At 65.6% G+C, this 21116-nt stretch carries 16 protein-coding genes and 2 pseudogenes; 11 read left to right on the top strand and 7 right to left on the bottom strand.

Annotated features, from left to right (window positions below; all coding sequences use genetic code 11):
* Window positions 1-2 precede the first annotated feature (2 nt).
* From FNL14_RS19550 to FNL14_RS19535, 4 genes and pseudogenes are all read left to right on the top strand, one after another.
* Window positions 3-926 (top strand): carbohydrate ABC transporter permease, encoded by a 924-nt coding sequence (locus FNL14_RS19550; protein WP_142063476.1) that lies wholly within the window; start codon window positions 3-5, stop codon window positions 924-926.
* A complete protein-coding gene (locus tag FNL14_RS19545) occupies window positions 926-1882 on the top strand; it encodes a carbohydrate ABC transporter permease (protein ID WP_142063473.1) in 957 nt (318 codons plus the stop codon). The genes FNL14_RS19550 and FNL14_RS19545 overlap by 1 nt, the downstream gene beginning before the upstream one ends.
* Window positions 1879-2619, top strand: a complete 741-nt coding sequence (locus tag FNL14_RS19540) for a DUF624 domain-containing protein (protein ID WP_142063470.1) — start codon at window positions 1879-1881, stop codon at window positions 2617-2619. The genes FNL14_RS19545 and FNL14_RS19540 overlap by 4 nt, the downstream gene beginning before the upstream one ends.
* Window positions 2616-4341 (top strand): annotated as a pseudogene (locus FNL14_RS19535) (beta-galactosidase family protein). The gene FNL14_RS19540 and the pseudogene FNL14_RS19535 overlap by 4 nt, the downstream one beginning before the upstream one ends.
* 41 nt (window positions 4342-4382) lie before the next feature.
* Here FNL14_RS19535 and FNL14_RS19530 read toward each other — a convergent pair.
* Both FNL14_RS19530 and FNL14_RS19525 read right to left on the bottom strand, forming a co-directional pair.
* Window positions 4383-4757, bottom strand: a pseudogene (locus FNL14_RS19530) (hypothetical protein); the annotation flags it as partial.
* Between the two features lie 91 nt (window positions 4758-4848).
* Entirely contained in the window at window positions 4849-6807 is a 1959-nt protein-coding gene (locus FNL14_RS19525; RefSeq protein ID WP_142063467.1) for a primary-amine oxidase, read from the bottom strand.
* A gap of 125 nt (window positions 6808-6932) precedes the next feature.
* On the opposite strand from FNL14_RS19525, the gene FNL14_RS19520 reads away from it, so the two are divergent.
* From FNL14_RS19520 to FNL14_RS19510, 3 genes are all read left to right on the top strand, one after another.
* A complete protein-coding gene (locus FNL14_RS19520; protein ID WP_142063465.1) occupies window positions 6933-7535 on the top strand; it encodes a TetR/AcrR family transcriptional regulator in 603 nt (200 codons plus the stop codon).
* Window positions 7532-8662, top strand: coding sequence for an alanine racemase (locus FNL14_RS19515; RefSeq protein WP_255470928.1), 1131 nt, complete (start codon window positions 7532-7534; stop codon window positions 8660-8662). Before FNL14_RS19520 ends, FNL14_RS19515 begins: the two co-directional genes overlap by 4 nt.
* A gap of 123 nt (window positions 8663-8785) precedes the next feature.
* A complete protein-coding gene (locus tag FNL14_RS19510; protein ID WP_142063462.1) occupies window positions 8786-9742 on the top strand; it encodes a helix-turn-helix domain-containing protein in 957 nt (318 codons plus the stop codon).
* Window positions 9743-9855: 113 nt separating this feature from the next.
* Here the strand turns inward: FNL14_RS19510 and gdhA are convergent, their stop codons facing one another.
* Window positions 9856-11193, bottom strand: coding sequence for an NADP-specific glutamate dehydrogenase (gene gdhA, locus FNL14_RS19505; RefSeq protein WP_142063459.1), 1338 nt, complete (start codon window positions 11191-11193; stop codon window positions 9856-9858).
* A gap of 200 nt (window positions 11194-11393) precedes the next feature.
* Between gdhA and FNL14_RS19500 the strand changes: the two genes are divergently transcribed.
* Window positions 11394-12062 (top strand): AmiS/UreI family transporter, encoded by a 669-nt coding sequence (locus FNL14_RS19500; RefSeq protein WP_142063456.1) that lies wholly within the window; start codon window positions 11394-11396, stop codon window positions 12060-12062.
* Here FNL14_RS19500 and FNL14_RS19495 read toward each other — a convergent pair.
* The 3 genes from FNL14_RS19495 to FNL14_RS19485 all read right to left on the bottom strand — a co-directional run bounded on the left by FNL14_RS19495 (window position 12059) and on the right by FNL14_RS19485 (window position 15368).
* The gene (locus FNL14_RS19495) at window positions 12059-13534 is read right to left on the bottom strand and encodes an APC family permease (RefSeq protein WP_142063453.1); all 1476 of its coding nucleotides are present in this window, start codon (window positions 13532-13534) and stop codon (window positions 12059-12061) included. The two genes, FNL14_RS19500 and FNL14_RS19495, sit on opposite strands and share 4 nt — an antisense overlap.
* A gap of 156 nt (window positions 13535-13690) precedes the next feature.
* A complete protein-coding gene (locus tag FNL14_RS19490) occupies window positions 13691-15010 on the bottom strand; it encodes an NAD(P)/FAD-dependent oxidoreductase (RefSeq protein ID WP_142063450.1) in 1320 nt (439 codons plus the stop codon).
* 13 nt (window positions 15011-15023) lie between these two features.
* Window positions 15024-15368 (bottom strand): cupin domain-containing protein, encoded by a 345-nt coding sequence (locus FNL14_RS19485; protein ID WP_142063447.1) that lies wholly within the window; start codon window positions 15366-15368, stop codon window positions 15024-15026.
* Between the two features lie 180 nt (window positions 15369-15548).
* On the opposite strand from FNL14_RS19485, the gene FNL14_RS19480 reads away from it, so the two are divergent.
* The 3 genes from FNL14_RS19480 to FNL14_RS19470 all read left to right on the top strand — a co-directional run bounded on the left by FNL14_RS19480 (window position 15549) and on the right by FNL14_RS19470 (window position 19011).
* Complete coding sequence (locus tag FNL14_RS19480) at window positions 15549-16136, top strand: TetR/AcrR family transcriptional regulator (RefSeq protein ID WP_142063444.1); 588 nt, start codon at window positions 15549-15551, stop codon at window positions 16134-16136.
* A 69-nt stretch (window positions 16137-16205) separates the two neighbouring features.
* Window positions 16206-18101, top strand: a complete 1896-nt coding sequence (locus FNL14_RS19475; RefSeq protein ID WP_142063442.1) for an amylosucrase — start codon at window positions 16206-16208, stop codon at window positions 18099-18101.
* Window positions 18102-18153: 52 nt separating this feature from the next.
* Window positions 18154-19011: a prephenate dehydratase gene (locus FNL14_RS19470; RefSeq protein WP_142063439.1), complete on the top strand. Its 858-nt coding sequence runs from the start codon at window positions 18154-18156 to the stop codon at window positions 19009-19011.
* Here FNL14_RS19470 and FNL14_RS19465 read toward each other — a convergent pair.
* The gene (locus FNL14_RS19465) at window positions 18993-20903 is read right to left on the bottom strand and encodes an FAD-binding monooxygenase (protein ID WP_142063436.1); all 1911 of its coding nucleotides are present in this window, start codon (window positions 20901-20903) and stop codon (window positions 18993-18995) included. The two genes, FNL14_RS19470 and FNL14_RS19465, sit on opposite strands and share 19 nt — an antisense overlap.
* Between the last annotated feature and the right edge of the window lie 213 nt (window positions 20904-21116).

Genomic DNA, 21116 nt, shown 5'->3' with positions numbered 1-21116 from the left:
TCATGACAACAAAAACACTTCCTCCCGTTGCCCCGGCTGCCAGCCGGGGCAACCGGAAGCAGGCCCGGCGGAACACCCTGATTGGCTGGACGTTCATCCTGCCGAACTTCCTGGGCTTCCTGGCCTTCACGCTCATCCCCGTCCTGGCGGCGTTCGCCCTTTCCTTTATGGAGTGGACCTCGTTCACGGCACCGAAGTGGGTGGGGCTGGCCAACTTCCAGCGCATGCTGGCCAGCGACACCTTCTGGGTGGCGCTGCGCAACACAGTCGCCTACGCCCTGGGCCACGTCCCCCTCACCATGGCACTGGCACTGCTCCTGGCCATGCTCCTGAACCGGAAGCTCAAGGGGATCGGCTTTTTCCGGGTGGCCATCTTCTTCCCCTACATCACCTCGCTGGTGGCCGTCGCCGTCGTCTGGAACATGCTTTTCAGTCCGGACAACGGCCCCATCAACCAGTTCCTGCACTCCATCGGCATCGCCGAGGCCCCCGGCTGGACGTCAAGCTCCGACTGGGCCATGCCCGCCGTCATCATCACCAGCGTCTGGCGGGACATGGGCTATTACATGGTTCTCTACCTGGCCGGCCTGCAGGCCATCCCCAACGAACTTTACGAAGCGGCCGAAGTGGACGGCGCCAGCGCCTGGCAGAGGTTCTGGAACGTGACCATCCCGTCCCTGCGGCCCACCACGTTCTTTGTTGTGGTGATGCTGACGGTCTCCAGCTTCAAGGTCTTCGACCTCATCGTGGTGATGACCAACGGCGGGCCGGGCCGCTCCACCACCGTCCTCTCCCAGCTCATCTACCAGGAGGGCATCGGCGAAGGTAAGTTCGGCTACTCGTCGGCCATCTCGCTGGTGCTGTTCCTCATCGTCCTGACGGTCACCGTCCTGCAGTTCAAGATCCAACAGCGGAGGGAACGCTGATGACCAACATGGCCGAAGACCTCAAGGCCGAGGCACCCTTTGCCAAGGCGGGGCTGGCACCTGCGGAAGGCCGCCGTCGTACGACTGGTACCGGCACGCGGGGTTCCGGGCAGCGCAAACGCTCCAGCCGGGAACGGAAAGCCCGCACCACGGATACCGTGATCTACGCCGTGCTGGCCGTGCTGGTGGTGGCGCTGATGGTGCCGTTCATCTGGATGGTGTCCTCGTCGCTGAAGGAGAACAACCAGGTCCTCACGGTTCCCATCCAGTGGATCCCGTCCGAGTTTGTGTGGAGCAATTACACGGACATCTGGACCCGGATCCCCATGGTGGGGTACCTGCAGAACTCGCTGTACCTGGCCGTCATCATCACCTGCCTGCAGGTGCTCACCGGGTCACTGGCCGCCTACGGGTTCTCAAAGGTCCGTTTCCCGGGCCGCGACGTCCTCTTCCTGGCGTACATCGGCACCATCGCCGTGCCGTGGCAGGCCTACATGGTGCCGCAGTACATCATGATGCAGAACCTGGGCCTGACCAACAGCTTCAACGCCCTGATCCTGCTGCAGGCGTTCGGCGCGTTCGGCGTGTTCCTGATGCGCCAGTACTACATGACCATCCCGGACGAACTCTGTGAAGCGGCCCGCATCGACGGCCTGAGCGAGTACGGCATCTGGGCACGGGTGATCCTGCCGCTGTCCAAGCCGGCCCTGGCCAGCCTTGCACTGCTGACGTTCGTGAACACCTGGAACGACTACATGGGCCCGTTCATCTACCTCACGTCCAACCGCCTGTGGACCGTCCAGCTGGGCCTGCGCTCCTTTGTGGGCCAGTTCGACGCCGAGTACGCCATGATCATGACCGGCTCAGTCATCTCGGTGATCCCCATCCTGATCATCTTCCTGCTGGGCCAGCGCTACTTCATCCAGGGCATCGCCACGAGCGGCATGAAAGGATGAGCTCCGTGGCACAGCACCAATCCCGGCGGCGCGGACTGGCGGCCCGGATTCCGAGCCCCGGGTTCGAAACGTTCGGCGGCATCTTCGGCTTCGTCTACACCTTCCTGGCCGGGAACGTGTTGATGGCGCTGGCCAACGCCCCGCTGGTGCTGTGCCTTGCCCTGGTGGCCGATCCCATCGCGGCGTGGCCGTTCTTCCTGGCCCTCTCGGTGACGGTTCCGCCGTCGCTCGCGGGCCTGTTTGCCGCCTTCCAGGCATTGAACGACGACGGCACTGCGGTTAAGCCGGTCGCCTCCTTCTTGCGGGGCTACCGGCGAGGCTTCCGGCGGGCGGCCCTGGTGGGCCTGGCCGCCGTCGCGGTGCTGCTGTTCCTCGGCGTGGACCTCGCGATTGTCCAGTCGCTGCCCGCCGGGGCGGTGCTGGTTCCCGTCATTGTGGTGGCGGCGGCCGTGGTGGTGAGTGTGGCGGTGCTGTCCGTCGCCGGGGCCGTGCTGCTCCCGGACGCCCGGCTCAGAAGCCTGGTGATTGCGTCCCTCTACCTCTGCGTCCAGCGCTGGTACCTGAGCCTGGCCATGCTGGTACTGCTCGGCATTATCGCCTCGGCCGCGCTCCTCCAACCGGTCCTGGGCGTGGCCCTGGCGCCGGCGCCCCTGCTGTTTGTGGTCTGGAGCAACGCAGCGTACGCGTTCCATGCGGTCCTCGGTGGCCGTGAAATAACCCCGGAGGAATCTCCTTGAACACCTTCGCCATTGGCGACCACGACTTCCTGCTGGACGGGGAGCCCTTCCGGATTCTCTCCGGCGCCATCCACTACTTCCGGGTCCACCCGGACCAGTGGGCGGACCGGATCCACAAGGCCCGGCTCATGGGGCTGAACACCATCGAGACGTACGTGCCGTGGAACGAACACTCCCCCGCACCAGGGGCTTTCCGTACTGACGGCGGCCTTGACCTTGGGCATTTCCTTGATCTGGTGGCAGCCGAAGGAATGCAGGCCATCGTCCGGCCGGGCCCCTACATCTGCGCCGAGTGGGACAACGGCGGATTACCCGCCTGGCTGTTCAGTGATCCCACAGTGGGTGTGCGCAGCAGCGAACCCGCTTACCTCGCCGCCGTCGACTCCTTCCTCGGCAGTCTGCTGCCCATCGTCGTCGAACATCCTGTTCCAGATCGAGAACGAGTACGGCGCGTACGGCAACGACAAGGCGTACCTCCAGCATCTGGTGGACGTTGCGAAACGTGCCGGCGTGGACGTCCCGCTCTTCACCTGCGACCAGCCCTTCGGCACCATGATCGAGGACGGCTCGCTGCCTGAGCTGCACAAGACCGGAACGTTCGGTTCCCGCGCCGCCGAACGCCTGGCGTTCCTCCGCGAACGGCAGCCCACGGGTCCGCTGATGGGCGCGGAGTTCTGGAACGGCTGGTTCGATAACTGGGGCACCCACCATCACACCACCGACGCCGCCGCTTCCGCAGCCGAGCTCGACGCACTGCTGACTGCCGGAGCCTCCGTCAACATCTACATGTTCCACGGCGGCACCAACTTCGGCTTCACCAACGGCGCCAATGACAAGGGCATTTACGAGCCCACCATCACGTCCTACGACTACGACGCACCGCTGAGCGAGGACGGCTTCCCCACTGACAAATACTTTGCGTTCCGGGATGTCATCGCCCGGCACTTTGACGTACCGGCCGAGGTTCCTGCCCGCCGCGCCGAGGCAGCGGAGGGCACCGTGTCCGTTGTGTCCTCTGTGCCCCTGCTGAAGGCCGTGGAGTCTTTCGGCAGCCCGTTTACGGTCCCCGGATCCCTGCCAGTCAGCGAGGCCACTGGACAGTACCGGGGGTTCCAGTTGTATGAACGGCAGGTGCCCGACGGCGGCGTCCTCAGCTTCGACGAAATCCGTGACCGGGCGCAGTTCTTCCTGGACGGATTCCCCGTGGGGATCCTGAGCCGTGAACTTGGCGAACGTTCGATCTTCCTTCCGAACGGCGGACTGCTGCAGATTGTCGTGGAGGACCAGGGCCGGGTCAATTACGGGCCGCGGATCGGCGAAGCAAAGGGTCTGATCGGGCCAGCGCTGTTGAACGGCGTGGAGGTCCTGGACTGGACGATCCGGCCGCTGGACCTGGGTTCGCTGGATGGTTTCCGTCGTGCCGTCACCAAACTGCCGGACAAGGGAGGAGTGGCCGGCCCCTCGGTGTCCTTCGGCTCTTTCACCGCCGACGGGCCCGGTGACCGGTACCTCCGGCTGGACGGCTGGACCAAGGGCAATGCCTTCATCAACGGTTTCAACCTGGGCCGTTACTGGAGCCGCGGACCACAGCGCACGCTCTACGTACCCGGCCCGCTGATCCGCCAAGGCGCCAACGAACTCGCCATTCTCGAACTGCAAGGCAGCTCGACCCGGGATGTACGGTTCGTCTCTGCTCCGGACCTGGGACCCAACGAGAAGTAGCGCGACCATGCGCCGGGACGCGCCATTGTGGTGCGGTTCTCCTGGCGCAGCCGTGCCACCAAGGTTGCGGCGAGCAGGGCCGTGGCCAGTTCCAGCCCGATGACCAGCAGCAGCTGGATGCTCCCGGTCGCCTGGACAGCGGACGACGCCGGCCTGCCGCCGTGGGCGTGCCCCGCACCTCCCGAGCCGAGCAGCAACGCCGCATGCAGGCCGGCCATCAGCAGGGCCGAAAGAGTCACCTGATGCAGTGCGCCCACCCGGCTGTGCCGCCAGATATGGACGCTGCAGGGTACGCAGACGGCCGCCAGCACAACCATCAAAACGCCCAGCCAGGCACCGTGGTGGCCGGCGACCGCCACCCACGGGTGCGCAACGCAGGACCCGGCGGTGACCACGGCGACCAGCCGGGGATGCACGACCGGACCGCCGGCACGGACGCGTCCCGCCGTCGTCGTACGCCTCCCGGCTCCTGCAGCGCCCGGTCCGGACGCCGCACCTGCCGCGAGGCTAGTGGCAGGAGCCACCGGTGGTTCCCTCGCTGTGGCAGGAGGAGGCCTGCTGGTTCGGGTTGGCCGGAACGTCCAGCACCGGGCTGCGGTCGAAGAAGCCTTCCGGGCGGAGCTTGAAGCCCACAGTGTCCACGGGCATGATGGGCCAGTCTTCCACCCGCGGGAAGTGGGTGAGGCCGAAGGTGTGCCACACCACGAGGTCCTGGCCGTCGAGTTCCCGGTCTTTCGCCACGTAGGCAGGCAAACCGGCGCCGCCGGAGTGCTGGTTGACGAAGTCGCCGGTGGGGTAGCGCTCGTCCTCGGCGTAGCGGGTCACCCACAAGTCCTTGGTGGCAAAGGCTGCCCGCTTCGCGATGGACGAGCCCGGATCTGCCAGCAGCGTGGGCTGGTTGTGCGAATGGAGTTTGTAGCCCACCGGCTCGCCCAGCCGGTTCCGTGATTCGGGGTTGGAGATGATCCAGGTCCGGCCGGCACGGGCATCTGCTTCCCGGACCGCTTCGGATTCGCGGGCCAGCACGGTCCGCTTGCGGGAGAAGGCGTTGCCGCGCTCGTTGCCTTCGCCCATCGCCTGGCGGACAACGTCCTCCTCTTCCACCCGGTTGGTGAAGCCGTCGATGGCCATGTCCAGCCGCGCACTGAACAGATGCTGGTGGAACGGCGCGCCAAGGCCGGGCGCCAGCTGCGAGATGTTGTCCGAGCCGCCCTCGGGGAACGCCGAGGTGAAGACGACGCCGGTGGCCTTGGCTTCAAACTCGATGGTGCCGTCCAGGTACAAGTACCAGTAGAAGCCGTAGTCGTAGTTGCCGATGGTGGTGAAGAAGGAGATCACCAGGCGGCGGTTGCGGCGGGTGTAATTGATCCCGGTCCAAAGGTCCGAGTGCTTGGACAGGATGCCCCAGTCCTCCTCGTGCATGCAGATGCCCTTGCGGATCTCGCGCGGGTTGCCGAAGGCGTCGCTAATGACGGGGCTCAGGTAGGTGATGTCGCCCAGGCAGTCGCAGCCGAGCTCCAGGGAGTTGGCGTACTGGCCCACCAGGTATTCGCCGGTGTCGAAGTAGTTTTGCCAGGAGCGGATGGGCGACGGGTCCCCGTACGGGACCACCATTTCGGCGATCGACGCGCGGTTGATGATGGGCCGCACCCGGCCTCCGTCGCGGAAGCCGAGGTTGTGCAGGACCACGCCTTCGCGGACGTCAAACCCGACGTCGACGCTCCACTTTTCCCACTCCACGTGGTTGCCGCCGGTGACGGTGAAGCTGGGCCCTTCGGGCTGGGTGATGCTGATGGGCTTTTGGGTGGTGCGGAGCGGCCCGGTCAGTTCCGGATCCGTGTAGTTGCCGTGCTCGGCCGGAACGGGCATCACGCCGAGGTCGATGACCTGGGTGACTTCCTTGTTCACCACATCCACGTAAGCCACCAGCCCGTCCACGGGGTGCGCCCACGCACTGTCCTCCGGGAAGTCCTGCACAAAAGCGAGCCCACGCAGGATCCGGCGCCCCTTCTCCTCGGCATACTCGAACACGCCGGCGGACAGCGGGGCCACACGGACCTTTGCCACGTCGAGGTCCCGGGCGGCCAAAGCGTCCAGCCAGCGCTCGTCCGTGGCCAACAGGGACTCGACCACCTCGAATTCTTCTTCAAGCACGGGCAGTTCGCCGGTCCGGGCGGTATCCAGGGTGACGGCGGATTCCACCCTTTGGTGCGTGAGGGAAACGATGGCGTCGGTTGGCGCAGCCCCGGAGACGTCGTGGATGAAGATCCGGAAGCGCCGGTCCTGGGCCTGGTTGCCCCCGGCTGCGGGCGCGCCTGGCCGGGCCGGGTCCAGGAGGCCCAGGTAGGCAATCCGGTGCTGCGGCCCGAGCAGACCCTCCTGCTGCAGGATGGACTGGACCTCGAGGATCTCCGGGGCCGTGGCCAGGCCGAATGCCGGGGTTGTTTCAACTGGTGCGAGCGTCATGGGTGAGCCTTTGATCGGACCGCTGCGGGGTCGGCCGGTTTATTTTCTATAGTTGTAGAGAATAAGCTCTACGTAAGATGGCTCACAAGGGTTTGGGCAAGAATATTTTTCAGGGAGCAGCTGCGGTGCCAAAGATTGTTGACCATGACGAGCGGCGCCTGGAGCTGGTGGACGCCACCTGGCGGATCATCGCCCGGAACGGACTTGAAGGCGCCACGATGCGCGAGATTGCCATGGAGGCGGGCTTCGCCAACGGCGCCCTAAAGCCGTACTTCCCCACCAAGGACACGTTGTTGGAGTTCGCCTTCAGCCATGTCTTCAACCGGACCAACCAGAGGATTGCCGAGGTCACCGCGGGCCAGACCGGCCTGGCAGCGCTGCGGGCCTTTTGCCTCGAAGTCTTGCCGCTCGATGAGGAGCGCATCAACGAGGCACGGATCGTGATCCCCTTCTGGCAGAAAGCCGTCAACGATCCCCAAAAGGCCGTGATCCATCAGCAGTCCATGGACGAGTGGCTCACCGCCATCCGGCGCCACCTCAAGGAGGCGCGGGAGGCTGGCGACGTCAGTACCGCCGTCGACGACACCGCATTGGCGGGCCAGCTCCTGAACATGCTGCTCGGCGCGCAGATTGAAGCCGCCCTTGCTCCGGCGGGACGCACGGACTTCGGGCACGACCGCCAGCTCGAGGGCTTCCTTGCCCTGCTGACCCAGCCGTCTTCCCGGTGAACGCAGCAGTGAACGTGGAGAGTGCCGCCGCACCCATTCCCGCCGACGTCGATACGCCCGAAATCCTGGTGGACGTAGACATCCTGGACCGGAACATCGAGCGGATGGCACAGGCCGTGAAGGCGAAAGGGCTCGCCCTGCGCCCGCATGCCAAGACCCACAAGATCCCGGAGATCGCGGCACGGCAGCTCGCCGCCGGGGCAGCAGGGCTGACTGTGGCCACCATCGGGGAGGCCGAAGTGTTCGCCGCGGCGGGCGTGAAGGACCTCTTCATCGCCTACCCCCTGTGGCTCTCACCGCAGAAGGCGGAGCGGATCCGTCGGTTGGCCGCAACCACGAAAATTTCGGTGGGCGTGGACTCCGAATCCGGTGCTGCCGCACTCGGGGCAGGCCTCGGCGATGCTGCCGGAGGTGTCAGCGTGCTGGTGGAGATCGACAGCGGCCACCACCGCAGCGGCGTCCAGCCGGAAGCCGCTGCGGCCGTTGCGTGGGCGGCGTCCGACGCCGGACTCAACGTTGCCGGGGTCTTCACCTTTCCCGGCCACAGCTACGCGCCGGGGATGCCGGTTGAGGCGGCGGCCCAGGAGCAGGAGGCCCTGCGCCAGGCAGCAGAAACACTGAGCGCGGCAGGCTTCGAGGCGGCCGTGCGAAGCGGAGGATCCACCCCGACGGCGCTCCTCACCGAGGGCTCGTCCGCCACCGAAGTGCGGCCCGGCGTCTACGTCTTTGGCGACGCCCAACAACTGGAACTGGGCCGCTGCGCGCTTGAAGACATCGCCTTGACGGTTGCGGCAACGGTGGTCAGCCACCACAGCACAGCTCCCGGCACCCCGCCGCGGTTTATCCTCGACGCCGGCAGCAAGATCCTGGGCAGCGACCGGCCGGCCTGGGCCAGCGGATTTGGCCGGCTAATGGACCACCCCGATGCGAGGATCACGGCGTTGTCCGAGCACCATGCGACGGTGGAATGGCACGGGGACGGCACACCGCCGCCCATTGGCACAAAGCTTCGGGTCATCCCCAACCACGTCTGCCTCGCGATGAACCTCGTGGACGACGTGGCGGTGGTCAGCCAGGGCGAGCTCGTGGACCGGTGGACTGTCGCCGCCCGGGGGAAGAACAAGTAGCCAGGAATTCTTTTTTCGCCAAGTGTTGAAAAAAGATGGCAACGGGGGCTAACCTCATAGGACTGTGTTCCAGGACACAGTTCTTGGGGAACGCCAGATGGCCGCCCGTCGACAGGAACATCCATGCTCACCGCTACCGCACCCACCAGCCAGGACGTCACCACCAGTGTTGCCCGGACTTTTGACGACTGGAAGCATCTTGTGGCCGAATCCTTTGTGCCGCTCACGGCACGCACGGCAGACGTGGACGGCTTCCGCGGACAGCTGCGCTCGCGCGTGCTGGACCGGATGTCCATCGTGGAAGTGACGGCCACATCCCACGAGGTCCACCGCACTCCGGCGCTCATTGCCCAGGCCGGCGAGCGCTACTTCAAGCTGAACCTCCAGCTCGAGGGCACCGGCCTGCTGATCCAGGACAACCGCGAGGCACTCCTCGAGCCGGGCGATCTGGCCATCTACGACACCAACCGCCCCTACACCCTGGCGTTCGAGGAGCAGGCCCGGATGATGGTGGTGATGTTTCCCTGCGATGCCCTCACGTTGCCCACGGATTACGTCGGCCAGCTCGCCGCCGTCAGGATGGCAGGCGGTACCGGACTGAGCGGGATTGTGGGGCAGTTCATCCGCCAGCTCTCCGAAAACCTTGAAGTCCTGGGCGGCCCCAGCGGCTCACGGCTGGCCGCCAACGCCCTGGACCTGGTGTCCACCATGCTGCATGCGGAGATGGACATCGCTCCGGACCGGATGAAACCGCAGGCGCTGCTGGCCGCCGCCATCCGTGAGTACATCGAGGCCAACCTTTCCGACCCGCTGCTGTCCCCGGCCAGCATTGCTGCTGCCCACTTCATCTCCACCCGGCACCTGCACAACGTCTTCCACGAGTCCGGCACCACGGTGGCCAGCTGGATCCGGAGCCAGCGCCTGGACGGCGCGCGCCGCGATCTGCGCGATCCGCTGCACGCAGGGAAGTCCGTCAGTACAGTCGCTGCCCGCTGGGGCTTCCTGGACGCGGCCCACTTCAGCCGCACCTTCCGCGACGCCTTCGGCCTGTCCCCCACCGACTGGCGCCGCCAGGCCTGATCCAACCAACGCGGGGTCACTTATGGCCCAATTTTCCGGCCGGGAGGGGCCGTAAGTGACCCCGCGTTGCAGTGGCAGGGGCGTACGACGGCGGGCTGGCGCCGGCTTGGAGCCTAGATCAGCCCCTGTGCCAGCATGGCGTCGGCGACCTTGACGAACCCGCCGATGTTCGCGCCCAGGACATAGTCCCCGGGGGCACCGTATTCTTCGGCGGTGGCGGCGCACAGGCCATGGATTCCCACCATGATGTCCGTCAGGCGCTGCTCGGTGTGCTCGAAGGACCAGGAATCGCGGCTGGCGTTCTGCTGCATCTCCAGTGCGGAGGTGGCAACTCCACCGGCGTTGGCTGCCTTGCCGGGCGCGAACAGGACCCCTGCCTGCTGGAAGACCGCGACGGCGTCGGGTGTGCTCGGCATGTTGGCGCCCTCACCCACGGCGACCAGGCCGCCGCGCACCAGGGCCGCGGCAGCATCGCCGTCGAGCTCGTTCTGCGTTGCGCACGGCAGCGCCACAGTGGCGCCGGCATCCCACACCGAGCCGCCGTCCACGTAGGTGGCGCCCGGCTTGCGGACGCCGTACTCCTTGAGCCGGGCGCGCTCCACTTCCTTGATCTGGCGCAGCAGCGGAACGTCGATCCCGGCCTCGTCGATGATGTAGCCGCTGGAGTCTGAGCAGGCAACCACAGTGGCGCCCAATGCCTGGGCTTTCGCGATGGCATTGATGGCCACGTTGCCGGAACCGGAGACCACCACGCGCTGCCCGTCGAAGGAGAGTCCGCGGGTTTTGAGCATTTCGCTGGTGAAGATGACGGTCCCGAAACCAGTGGCTTCCGGCCGCACCAGGGACCCGCCCCAGGAGATGCCCTTGCCGGTGAGGACGCCGGATTCGTAGCGGTTGGTGATGCGCTTGTACTGGCCGAAGAGGTAGCCGATTTCGCGCCCGCCCACGCCGATGTCGCCGGCCGGGACATCGGTGTACTCGCCGATGTGGCGGTAAAGCTCGGTCATGAAGGACTGACAGAACCGCATGACCTCGGCGTCGCTGCGGCCGCGGGGGTCGAAGTCGGAGCCGCCCTTGCCGCCGCCGATGGGCATGCCGGTCAGCGCGTTTTTGAAGATCTGCTCAAACCCGAGGAATTTGACGATGCCCAGGTTCACTGAGGGGTGGAACCGCAGTCCGCCCTTGTAGGGACCCAGCGCTGAATTGAATTCCACGCGGAAGCCGCGGTTGATCTGCACCCGGCCCTGATCGTCCGTCCAGGGGACGCGGAAAATGATCTGCCGCTCAGGTTCGCAGAGCCGCTCCAGAATGGCTGCTTCGAGGAACTCGGGGTGGCGGTCGTGGACCGGACCGAGGCTTTCGAAGACCTCGGTGATGGCTTGGTGGAATTCCGCTTCACCGGGGTTTCTGGCCAGGACTGTATCCCTGATGGCCTCCAGCCGAGCATGCATGAACTTTTCCTTACGTGGCCGAACGAGGGCAGGCACACGCAGGGCGGCGCTGTCCCAAAGGTTTACGTTTCAACTTATCCGATTACGACTGCGGACTGTTAGGCGGCCATCGCAGCTTCCGCTAATCTCCGTATTGTGACAGCGATATTCCACTTTATGAAATGCTTTTCGGATAGCTCGCCAGACAGCGGGGCGTCCTGATGCCGCACGTATGCCTCCTCCTCTCCGGCGCTGCGTTGCTGATCAACGGGCTGGCCGCCATCGGACACGTGCCCAGGCGCGACGCAGCCGTGCTGAGCCTGGTGGTGGGCATCGTCCAGCTGGTGCTCGGCGTCGTCGTCCTGTCTCCGGGCAGCTCTGCGGGCGCAGCGCTGACGGCCGCCGGCATGTTCCTGTTCGGCCTGACGTACGTCTACGTGGGCCTGGACTTTTTGCTGGGGCTCGGGTCGAAGGGGCTGGGCTGGTTCTGCGGCATGGTGTCCTTCGTTGGGCTTCTGCTGGAAGCGGCGTGGTTTGCCGACGATCCCCTGCTGGCCGTTCTCTGGCTGGCCTGGTCTTTGCTGTGGGGTTTGTTTTTTGCCTCGATGGCCCTGGGCCTGTCCCGGGTGGAGCCGTTCACCGGCTGGGCACTGGTCCTCACCAGCCAGGTGAGCGCCACCGTCCCGGCTTACCTGGGGCTGGCCGGGTTGTGGCCTCGCAGCCCGACGGTTGCTGCCGCAGCAGCAGTCTTGCTGGTCGGGCTGTTCGCCGCCGCCGGCGTCCTGGCGCGCCGGACCCCGGACGCACACGGAAAGGCCCGGTCCGGTGCAGCTGCACCAGACCGGGCCTATAGCCAACGCCTCGCTGCCGAAAAGGACGCTGCGCGTTAGCCGGCATTCCCCAAACTGTGAAGCCGCTGCCGCCGTTCAATCCCGACCTCCACCAGGACACCGGCGGCGAACATCACCGGGACAGCCACCAGCAGGGCCGTGGCCGTTTCAGCGCTGCCGCCGATCAGTGCGGTGAAGTTGCTGACCACCAGGGACAGCACCCACGCCAGCAGCAGCGTGGCCAGGGCCGGCGCCACTCGAGTCTGCCAGAGCTGGCCTTCCACGCGCTCGCGCCGGAAGAATCCCACCACGGCCACCGAGCAGAGGATGTACAGCACCAGCAGTGCGGCAACAGCGAGCCCGCTGAACCAGGAGAACAGGGTGAGCACGGGATCCAGCGCCAGCAGCGCGAACGGAACCACCAGCACGACGGCGGTGCCCGTCTGGATCCGTGCGGCCACAGCGGGGGCGCGGTGGCGGTTGGTCCTGGCCAGGACGGCGGGCATGGAGCCTTGAAGTGCCAGGGAGTGAAGGTACCGGTTGATGCCGTTGTGGAAGGCGATGATGCCGGCCAGCAGGGACGTCACCAGCAGGATGCCGGTGGTGACGCCCGCCCACGGACCGAAGAGTTCCACCATGGGGTTGAGCACAAAGCTGGTGGAGTCGCCTGATTCGAGGGCCGCGCCGGCGGCGTCCATGACATGGCTCGGGCCGTAATAGCTCACCAGCATCCAGGAAATAAAGGAGAAGAAGACGGCGATCACGCCCACTGACAGGTAGGTGGCCCGCGCGACGGTGCGGTGGGCGTCCTTGGCTTCTGCCGAATAGATGGCGGTGGATTCGAAGCCGAACATGGAGGCCACGGCGAACATAATGGCTACGCCGGGGGCGCCGGCGGCGATGGCCTCCGGGGAGAAGGACGCCGGGATGCTGATCCCTTCGGGCCCGCCGCCGCTGAGCAGCACCGTAAGGCCGAACATCAGCAGGATGGCCACCTCGAAGCCCACCAGCAGGGCCAGGACCCTGGCGCCGAGTTCGATGTTGAGTGAGCCCAGTACCTGAACTCCTGCCATCGTGGCCAGGGCCAGCAGCCACCAGGGGACGCTGACGCCAACGGAAGCCAGCAGTCCGGAAAATGCCGCCCCGTACAGCCCGTACATCGCCGCCTGCACCGTGCTGTACGCCAGCAGCGCGAGCCAGGCCGCGCCTGCTCCTGCCTTCCTGCCGAAGGCCGCCGTCACGTAGGCATAAAAGGCGCCGTTGGCCTGGATCCTGCGGCTCATGGCCACGAATCCCACGGCGAAAATGACAATCACGACGCCGACAATCAAGTAGGCGCCCGGGGCGCCGGCACCGTTGCCAAGCGCAGCAGCCAAGGGGGAAGCGCCGGCGATTCCGGTTAGGGGCGCTTGGGCGGACAGGACAAAAAACAGGATTCCCATCACGCCAATGCTTCCGGCGCGGAGGGACGTGGAATGCTCCTTGGCGGGCTTTGTATCGGCAGTCCGGGACTCGGAATTCGAAATACTCATTGGATCCTTCTTAACGGTCATGAGCGCTGGGGAAAGGGTGCGGTTTCATCCGTCCTGCACCATTGCATTCAGCATGGCACCGGGCGGGCCCGGTGTGTTTGTCGTGGAGCGATCAGTTGTTGCACTTGAGCGCAACGCGGTGCGCCGGAGTGCGTGTCAGGGGTGCCGGCCCGCCAACAGGGAGGCGGCATCGTTGGCGGCCTCCATGCCGCTCTCAATGGCGCCATCGATGAAGCCGCCCCAGCCGTTGGCTATGTCCGAGCCGGCAAAGTGAACCTTCCCGTGCGGTGCCTGCATTGACTGCAGGAAGGTGGATAGGAAGCCGGTCCGGTGCATGGGCCAGGTTTCCCCGGACAGCGGATCGGCGACCCAGTTGTGGCTCGCCACTTCCAGCACCTCGGCACCGGGAACCAGCCGCGCCAGCTCGGCCTGGACGGCAGCGCGGTCTTCGACGTCGATCGTTGCGGCGTCAGGCCCGAATCCCACGGCTATGGTGTCCCCGCCCTGGGTGTATTCCGCCTGGAAAAAGTTCAGTGGCCAGTCCGCTCCACCCAACGCAACGAACGGTGCGTGTTCACCCCGGAGCCTGAGCCAGACCTTGGCGCCTTTGGCCACTTGGCCCAGGCAGATGCCGTCAGTTTTTGCGGCTGGCAGGGGAGGCTCAAAAGCCACGGCCTTCAGTGCGTGCAGCGGAACCGTGACGATCGCAGTCCTCGCGCTGACGGTACGCCCGTCCACACTGCGGATGTCCACGGAACCGCTGTTGTCCGAAACAGTTTCCACTGTGAAGCCGTATTCCACGGCGGCCTTGGAGTCTGCCAGTATTGCGGCTGCCAGGGCGGCTGTTCCACCCCGGATCTTATACGTGGCACAGGCTTCGAAGTTGAGCGCCCAGTCGCCGTTGGTCAGTGCCACCCAGCGGAGCGCCTGGGTCAGGGCAGCGTTCTCCAGCGGACCGTTGAAGTTCAGGGTCCAGAACGATTCCAGGACATCGCGTGCGGCTCCGGCCGGGAACTGCTCACGGATCCGCGCCAGGACAGATACCTCGTCAATGGCTTTGAAATCTTCGCGGGCCAACGGTTTGAAGGGTTCCGGAAAGTAGGTGCGTGACTCCTTGACGAAGTCGCCGTTCGTCTGTCCTATCAGCGCAAGCAACTCATCCGGCGCGCCCTCGTGGCGTGCGCCCGCCGCCCACCAGTAGGCACGTTCCGGGTCGGGGCTGGGCGTGGTGTCCAGGCCGTAACGCTTCAACTCGGCCCACACGTAGGGCTGCGTCCAATGCACCCACGTGCCGCCGATTTCCAGGTCCCGGCCCAGCCGGTGATCAAGCCAGGTCCGCCCGCCGATCCGGCGCCGGGCTTCGACAATCTGGACGGACAAGCCACGCCTGCTGAGCTCGCGGGCCGCGGTCAAACCTGCGAAGCCTGCCCCGACCACCACGACGTCGTGCAGCTCGGTATCCGGGTTCTGCGCCATTGCGGTTTCCAACCTAGGAGTACACGAAGAACTCGACGGTGGGCGCCAGGACCGACCACCTGGTTCGGGACCCCTTGTTGAAGGATGCCGCGCCGCCGGAAGTCAGATCGTAGGTGTCTCCGCCCTCCACTTCGATGCGAAGGTGTCCGTCAATGATCGAGATGGTCTCGTCGGCATGGATCAGGAGGTCGAAGGGTTCCGGTGCCTCGTCAGGGTGGACGTGCCAGTATCCACAGGCAAGAGTCGGCCGTTCCCCCTCCCCGAACCTGCGGACCCATTGGACCCGGCCGAGTTCGAATGGCTCGTTTTTGGCCGGATCGAGGACCGATGAGGTGGTGAACTGCAGAGGTTCTGACATGGTTTTCTCCAAGCAAGTGGTGCCGGACGGGGCCGGTAACGGTGAGTTTTGGGATAGGGAGCCAGAGCTGGCAGAGGCTTCCAGTGAGCTATGTCACCGGTGGAATCAAATCTAAGCAGTTGCTTAGTTTAAGTCAATGGTGAAATTATGGCGGTTGCCTGCACTGGCTAGACTCGGCGTATGAAGACCACTGCCGCAGCTGCAGCCTCGTCGAAATACGGGACCGGCAAGGAGGCCCTGCTCCGCGCCGCAGTGGGGGTGGTGGCCGCAAAAGGCCTGCGCGGCCTTACCTATCGCTCAGTAGCAGAAGCCGCAGGCGTCAACAACACCCTGGTGGCACACCACTTCGGATCGCGCGATGCGCTGATCGCGGCCGCCCTCGAATGGGCCGCGGAGCAGTCGATCAGTTCGTCCAGGCTCCGCGAGGCCGCTGACCTGGGGCAGCCCTTTACGGAGTCACTGCTGGAATTATTGCTGTCCGAGCCGGAGTTGCAGGTTTTCCAGTACGAAATGATCCTTGAGGCGCGGCGCCGCCCCGAGCTCGCCGCATCGGTGTCCGCCCTCTACGACAATTACATCGAGGCCCTGGCCGATGGCCTCCGGGCCTCCGGGTTGACCCACAACGTCCACGTGGTTGCGCGGACGCTGTTTGCTTCACTGGACGGCCTGGTTCTCCAGTACCTGGCGGGGGTGGATCGCGAGGAAATCGCCGCTTCCCTGGAAGAAGTGCACCAAGTCCTGCTGCTCAGGACCGGCGCCGCCACCTGAACCGCACCTCCATGGCATACTGCCCTAGACCAGAAATTGCCGGACCCGCCGGCCGGAAGGGGCCCCTTGATGCAGGAACTCGCCAGTGTGGATGAGACGGCGCGGCAGCACGTCGTCGAGGCCATTGCCCGGGCGGACGTCAGCGCAGGAACTGACTTCGAGCAGCGGTTCCACCGGCACTTCCCGGACCTCCTCCGGCTGTTCCATTCGCTGTACGGTTCCCGCGGGGACTGGCTGGACCAGCTCACGGCACTGGTCCTGCAATGCGCGCGCTCGTGGCAGGACCGCCCGGCGGAGCTGAAGGCCATCGATGGCGAGCGGGAGGCCAACCCCGGATGGTTCCAGGCCAACACCATGCTGGGCGGCGTTTGCTACGTTGACCGGTATGCCGAAAACCTGGAGGGAGTCCGGAGCCGCATCCCGTACTTCAAGGAACTAGGACTCACCTACCTGCACCTGATGCCGCTGTTCCTGGCACCCGAACCGCACTCCGACGGCGGCTACGCAGTCTCCAGCTACCGCCAGGTCAACCCGAAACTCGGCACCATGGAGCAGCTCCGGGATCTGGCAGCGGAGCTCAAGGCCAACGGGATCAGCCTGGTGGTGGACTTCATCTTCAACCACACCTCGGACGAGCATGAGTGGGCCAGGCGCGCTGCCGCCGGTGATTCCGAATTCAGCGACTACTACTGGATCTTCCCGGACCGCACCATGCCGGACGCCTTCGAACAGAACGTGCGGGAGATCTTCCCCGAGAACCACCCCGGTTCTTTTATCCGGATGGAGGACGGCCGCTGGGTGTGGGCCACGTTCCACACCTACCAGTGGGACCTGAACTACTCCAACCCGGACGTGTTCCGCGCCATGGCCGGCGAAATGCTGTTCCTGGCCAACCAGGGCGTGGACATCCTGCGCATGGACGCGGTGGCGTTCATCTGGAAGCAGCTGGGCACCCCCTGCGAAAACCTTCCCGAAGCCCACACCCTGCTGCAGGCCTTCAACGCCGTCTGCCGGCTCGCGGCGCCGTCACTGCTGTTCAAGTCCGAGGCCATCGTGCACCCGGACGAGGTGGCCCTCTACATCGACCCCGCCGAATGCCAGATCTCCTACAACCCGCTGCAGATGGCCCTGATCTGGGAGGCCCTGGCCACCCGTGACGCCTCGCTCCTGGCCCAGGCACTGGAGCGCCGGCACAACATCCCGGAGGGCACCTCCTGGGTGAACTACGTCCGCAGCCACGACGACATCGGCTGGACCTTCGCCGACGAGGACGCCGCGGAACTGGGCATCAACGGCTTCGACCACCGGCGGTTCCTGAACTCCTTCTACGTCAACCGCTTCCCGGGCAGCTTCGCCCGCGGCGTGCCCTTCCAGGACAACCCCAAGACCGGGGACTGCAGGATTTCAGGCACGACGGCGTCCCTGTGCGGCATGGAAATTGACCCGGCCGAGGCGGTGGAGCGGATCCTCCTGGCCCACGCAGTTGCCTTCAGCACGGGCGGCATTCCGCTGCTGTACCTGGGTGACGAGGTGGGCCAGGTGAATGACTACGGCTACGCCTCCGAGCCGGGGCACGAAGCGGACAGCCGCTGGGTCCACCGGCCGCATTACCCGGCGGAGCAGTACGCCCGCCACCAGGATCCTTCCACCCCCGAAGGCGCGGTCTTTGCGGGCCTAAAGCGGATGATCGAGGTCCGGGCGGCCACGCCCGAACTTGCCGGCACCCGGCTCATCGACTTCGCCACCAACAACCGCAGCGTCCTGGCCTACCAGCGCCCCGGGTGGCAATCGTGGATCCTAGCACTGGCCAACTTCAGCGACCAGCCGCAGTCCCTGCCCGCCGAAACCTTCTCCGGATACGCAAGCGCCGCCGTCGACCTTCTCTCCGAAGCCGGCCTGCAGCTGGACGAGGGCGTCACGCTCCTCCCGCGCCAGTACCTCTGGCTGCGTGTCACCCCCGCGTAGCATCGCGGGCCTGTTTTCCCAACGGGCCCGCGCGCGTGAAACCATACGGATCATGGCCTCCAAGATTGCGTACCAGGGTGAGCCCGGCGCCAACTCCAATATCGCGTGCAAACAGATGTTCCCGGACATGGAAAGCGTGCCCTGCGCGAGCTTTGAGGACGCGTTTGAACTCGTGTCCAGCGGCGAGGCGGACCTCGGCATGATTCCCATTGAGAATTCGATCGCCGGCCGGGTGGCGGACATCCATATCCTCCTGCCCCAGTCCAACCTGCAGATTGTGGGCGAGTACTTCCTGCCCATCCACTTCGACCTGCTGGGCATCCCGGGCAGCACCATCGACGGTGCCACCGAGGTCCACAGCCACATCCACGCCCTGGGCCAGTGCCGGAAGCTGATCCGCGAGCACGGGCTCAAGCCGGTCATCGCCGGCGACACAGCGGGATCGGCGCGCGAAGTTGCGGAGTGGAACGATCCGCGAAAACTCTCCCTCGCTCCCCCGCTCGCCGCGCAGATTTACGGCCTGGAGGTACTGGCCTCGCGGGTTGAGGACGATCCCTCCAACACCACCCGTTTTGTGGTCCTGGCCCGGGAAACGGCGCTGCCGGCCCGGGACGAACTCCCCGGGCCGGCCGTCACCAGCTTTGTGTTCCGGGTCCGCAACGTACCGTCAGCCCTGTACAAGGCGCTGGGCGGGTTCGCCACCAACGGCGTGAACATGACCCGGCTGGAAAGCTACATGGTGGGCGACGAGTTCGCCGCCACCATGTTTATGGCCGACGTGGAAGGCCACCCCGAGGACCTGCCGCTGAAGCTGGCCCTCGAGGAACTGGACTTCTTCACCACCGAGGTGCGCATCCTCGGCGTCTATGCCGCCGCGGAGTACAGGACAGCTCAGACCGTCAGCGGCTGACCCGAGGCCTGGTGCGGCTTCAGCAGGGCGGAGAAGAACTCCCCCAGCTCGGCCGTCGCCGTGAGCGGCAGGACATTCGCCACGTACTGGTCCGGGCGGACCACCACCACCACGCCGCCGCGGTCCAAGCCGCGCTGGTCAAAAATGTCAGCAGCGGGATCGGAGGCGTACACCTTCTCGTAGTCCGTCAGCTTGAACGGGCCCACCTGCGGCTTGAAGACGGCGGGAACCTGTCCGATGTCCACGGCCGTGTGCGGCTGCTGGTAAATCACCTTCAGGTCGAACCAGGCGTCCGGATCAGCGTCCGACGGCGTTGCAGCCAGGGGCGAGTCCGGCGAGCTAGCGATCCACTCGGCGAAGTCGGCCACCCCTGAGTGCGCTCCTGCGGGTGCCGCGTCAGCGAAGACGTAGATGCGCCAGCGCCCGTCGGCCGTGGCGTGGTGGCCGAGGTGGAGCGAGTTGGTGTCGCCCACGCGCACCACGGGTGCCGATTTGAAGCGCTTGCCCACCGGGAAGCCCGTGGCCAGCGCCTGGTGCTTGGCGGGGGCCACCAGCATGGACGGCGCGTATTCGGTCATGAAACCGGCCGGGAACTCGGCGGTGCGCACGTAGAAATCCTCGAGGTCCGAGGGGTTTTCGAACTCCTCGGGCTTCTTGGCCATCATGGTGGACCATTCCTTGTCGAAGTCGATGAGGTTCTTTGCCACCACCTGCCGTTCGGCGGAGTAGGTGGACAGCAGGCTCTCCGGGCTGCGGCCCTCAAGCACATGCCCCAGCTTCCACGCGATGTTGAACCCGTCCTGCATGGAGACGTTCATGCCCTGGCCGGCTTTGGCGCTGTGCGTGTGGCAGGCGTCGCCGGTGATGAACACCCGCGGGGTACGCGTGCCGCGCTCCTCCGGCAGGACGTCGTCGAACCTGTCAGTCAGCCGGTGCCCCACCTCATAGACGCTGTGCCACGCCACGTTCCGCACGTCGAGGGTGTAGGGGTGGAGGATCTCGTTGGCCTTCTCAATGATCTGCTCGATGCTGGTGTTCCGCACGGCGTGGTGGGTGGCCGGGTCCACCTCGCCGAGGTCCACGTACATGCGGAACAGGTGGCCGCCTTCGCGCGGGATCAGCAGGATGCTGCCCTTTTCGCCCTGGATGGCGCACTTGGTGCGGATATCGGGGAAGTCGGTGACGGCGAGGGTGTCCATGACACCCCAGGCGTGGTTGGCCTGGTCTCCGGCCAAGGTGCAGCCAATTGCTGCGCGTACTTTGCTGCGCGCGCCGTCGGCCCCCACCACGTACTTGGCACGGACCACGCGTTCCTGGCCCTCGTTGGGACCCGCGGTGTGGAGCAGTGTGACGGTGACGGGGTATTCGCCTTCGTTCGCGACGCTCAGTGACTGGAACTCATACCCGTAGTCGGGCTTCAGGCGGGTGGGCGAATTGGCGGCGAATTCGGCGAAGTAGTCCAGCACGCGGGCCTGGTTGACGATGAGGTGCGGGAACTCGCTGATGCCCATCTCGTCGTCCACAGCACGGGCGCTGCGGATGATGTTGGCGTGGTTCGCGGGGTCGGGCTTCCAGAACGCCATCTCGGTGATGCGGTAGGCCTCGGCGATGATCCGCTCAGCGAAGCCGAAGGCCTGGAAAGTCTCCACGCTGCGCGCCTGGATACCGTCGGCCTGGCCGATCGCGAGCCGTCCGGGGCGGCGTTCGATGATCCGCGTGGTGACGTTGGGGAACATCGAAAGCTGCGCTGCGGCGAGCATTCCCGCCGGACCGGTGCCGACGATCAGGACGTCAACCTCGTCCGGGAGTTCATCGGGCCGGTTGAGGCCGACGCCGGCTGCCGGCTTTACCCGCGGGTCTCCGGATACGTAACCGTGGTGGTGAAACTGCACGGGATTCCTCACTTCGTTGTGTGGCTGGGAGCCAAAGGATAAGTGTTCGATAATAGAATTTGGGTTTCCATATGAGAAAACCATGCTGTGGAGCAACACTGTACGCCAGGTGTGATGCGCACGACAAGGGCGACGGAATTGGCAAGCACCAAGGGGTTGACAAAGGTTGGGTCGAAGCGTGAGAGTGATCGTATACGATTTCGTACTTCAGTA

Source organism: Pseudarthrobacter sp. B4EP4b, assembly GCF_006680095.1.
Lineage (GTDB): Bacteria > Actinomycetota > Actinomycetes > Actinomycetales > Micrococcaceae > Arthrobacter.
Note: the sequence above shows the minus strand (reverse complement) of the source record. Positions and strands in the feature narration are given on the sequence as shown.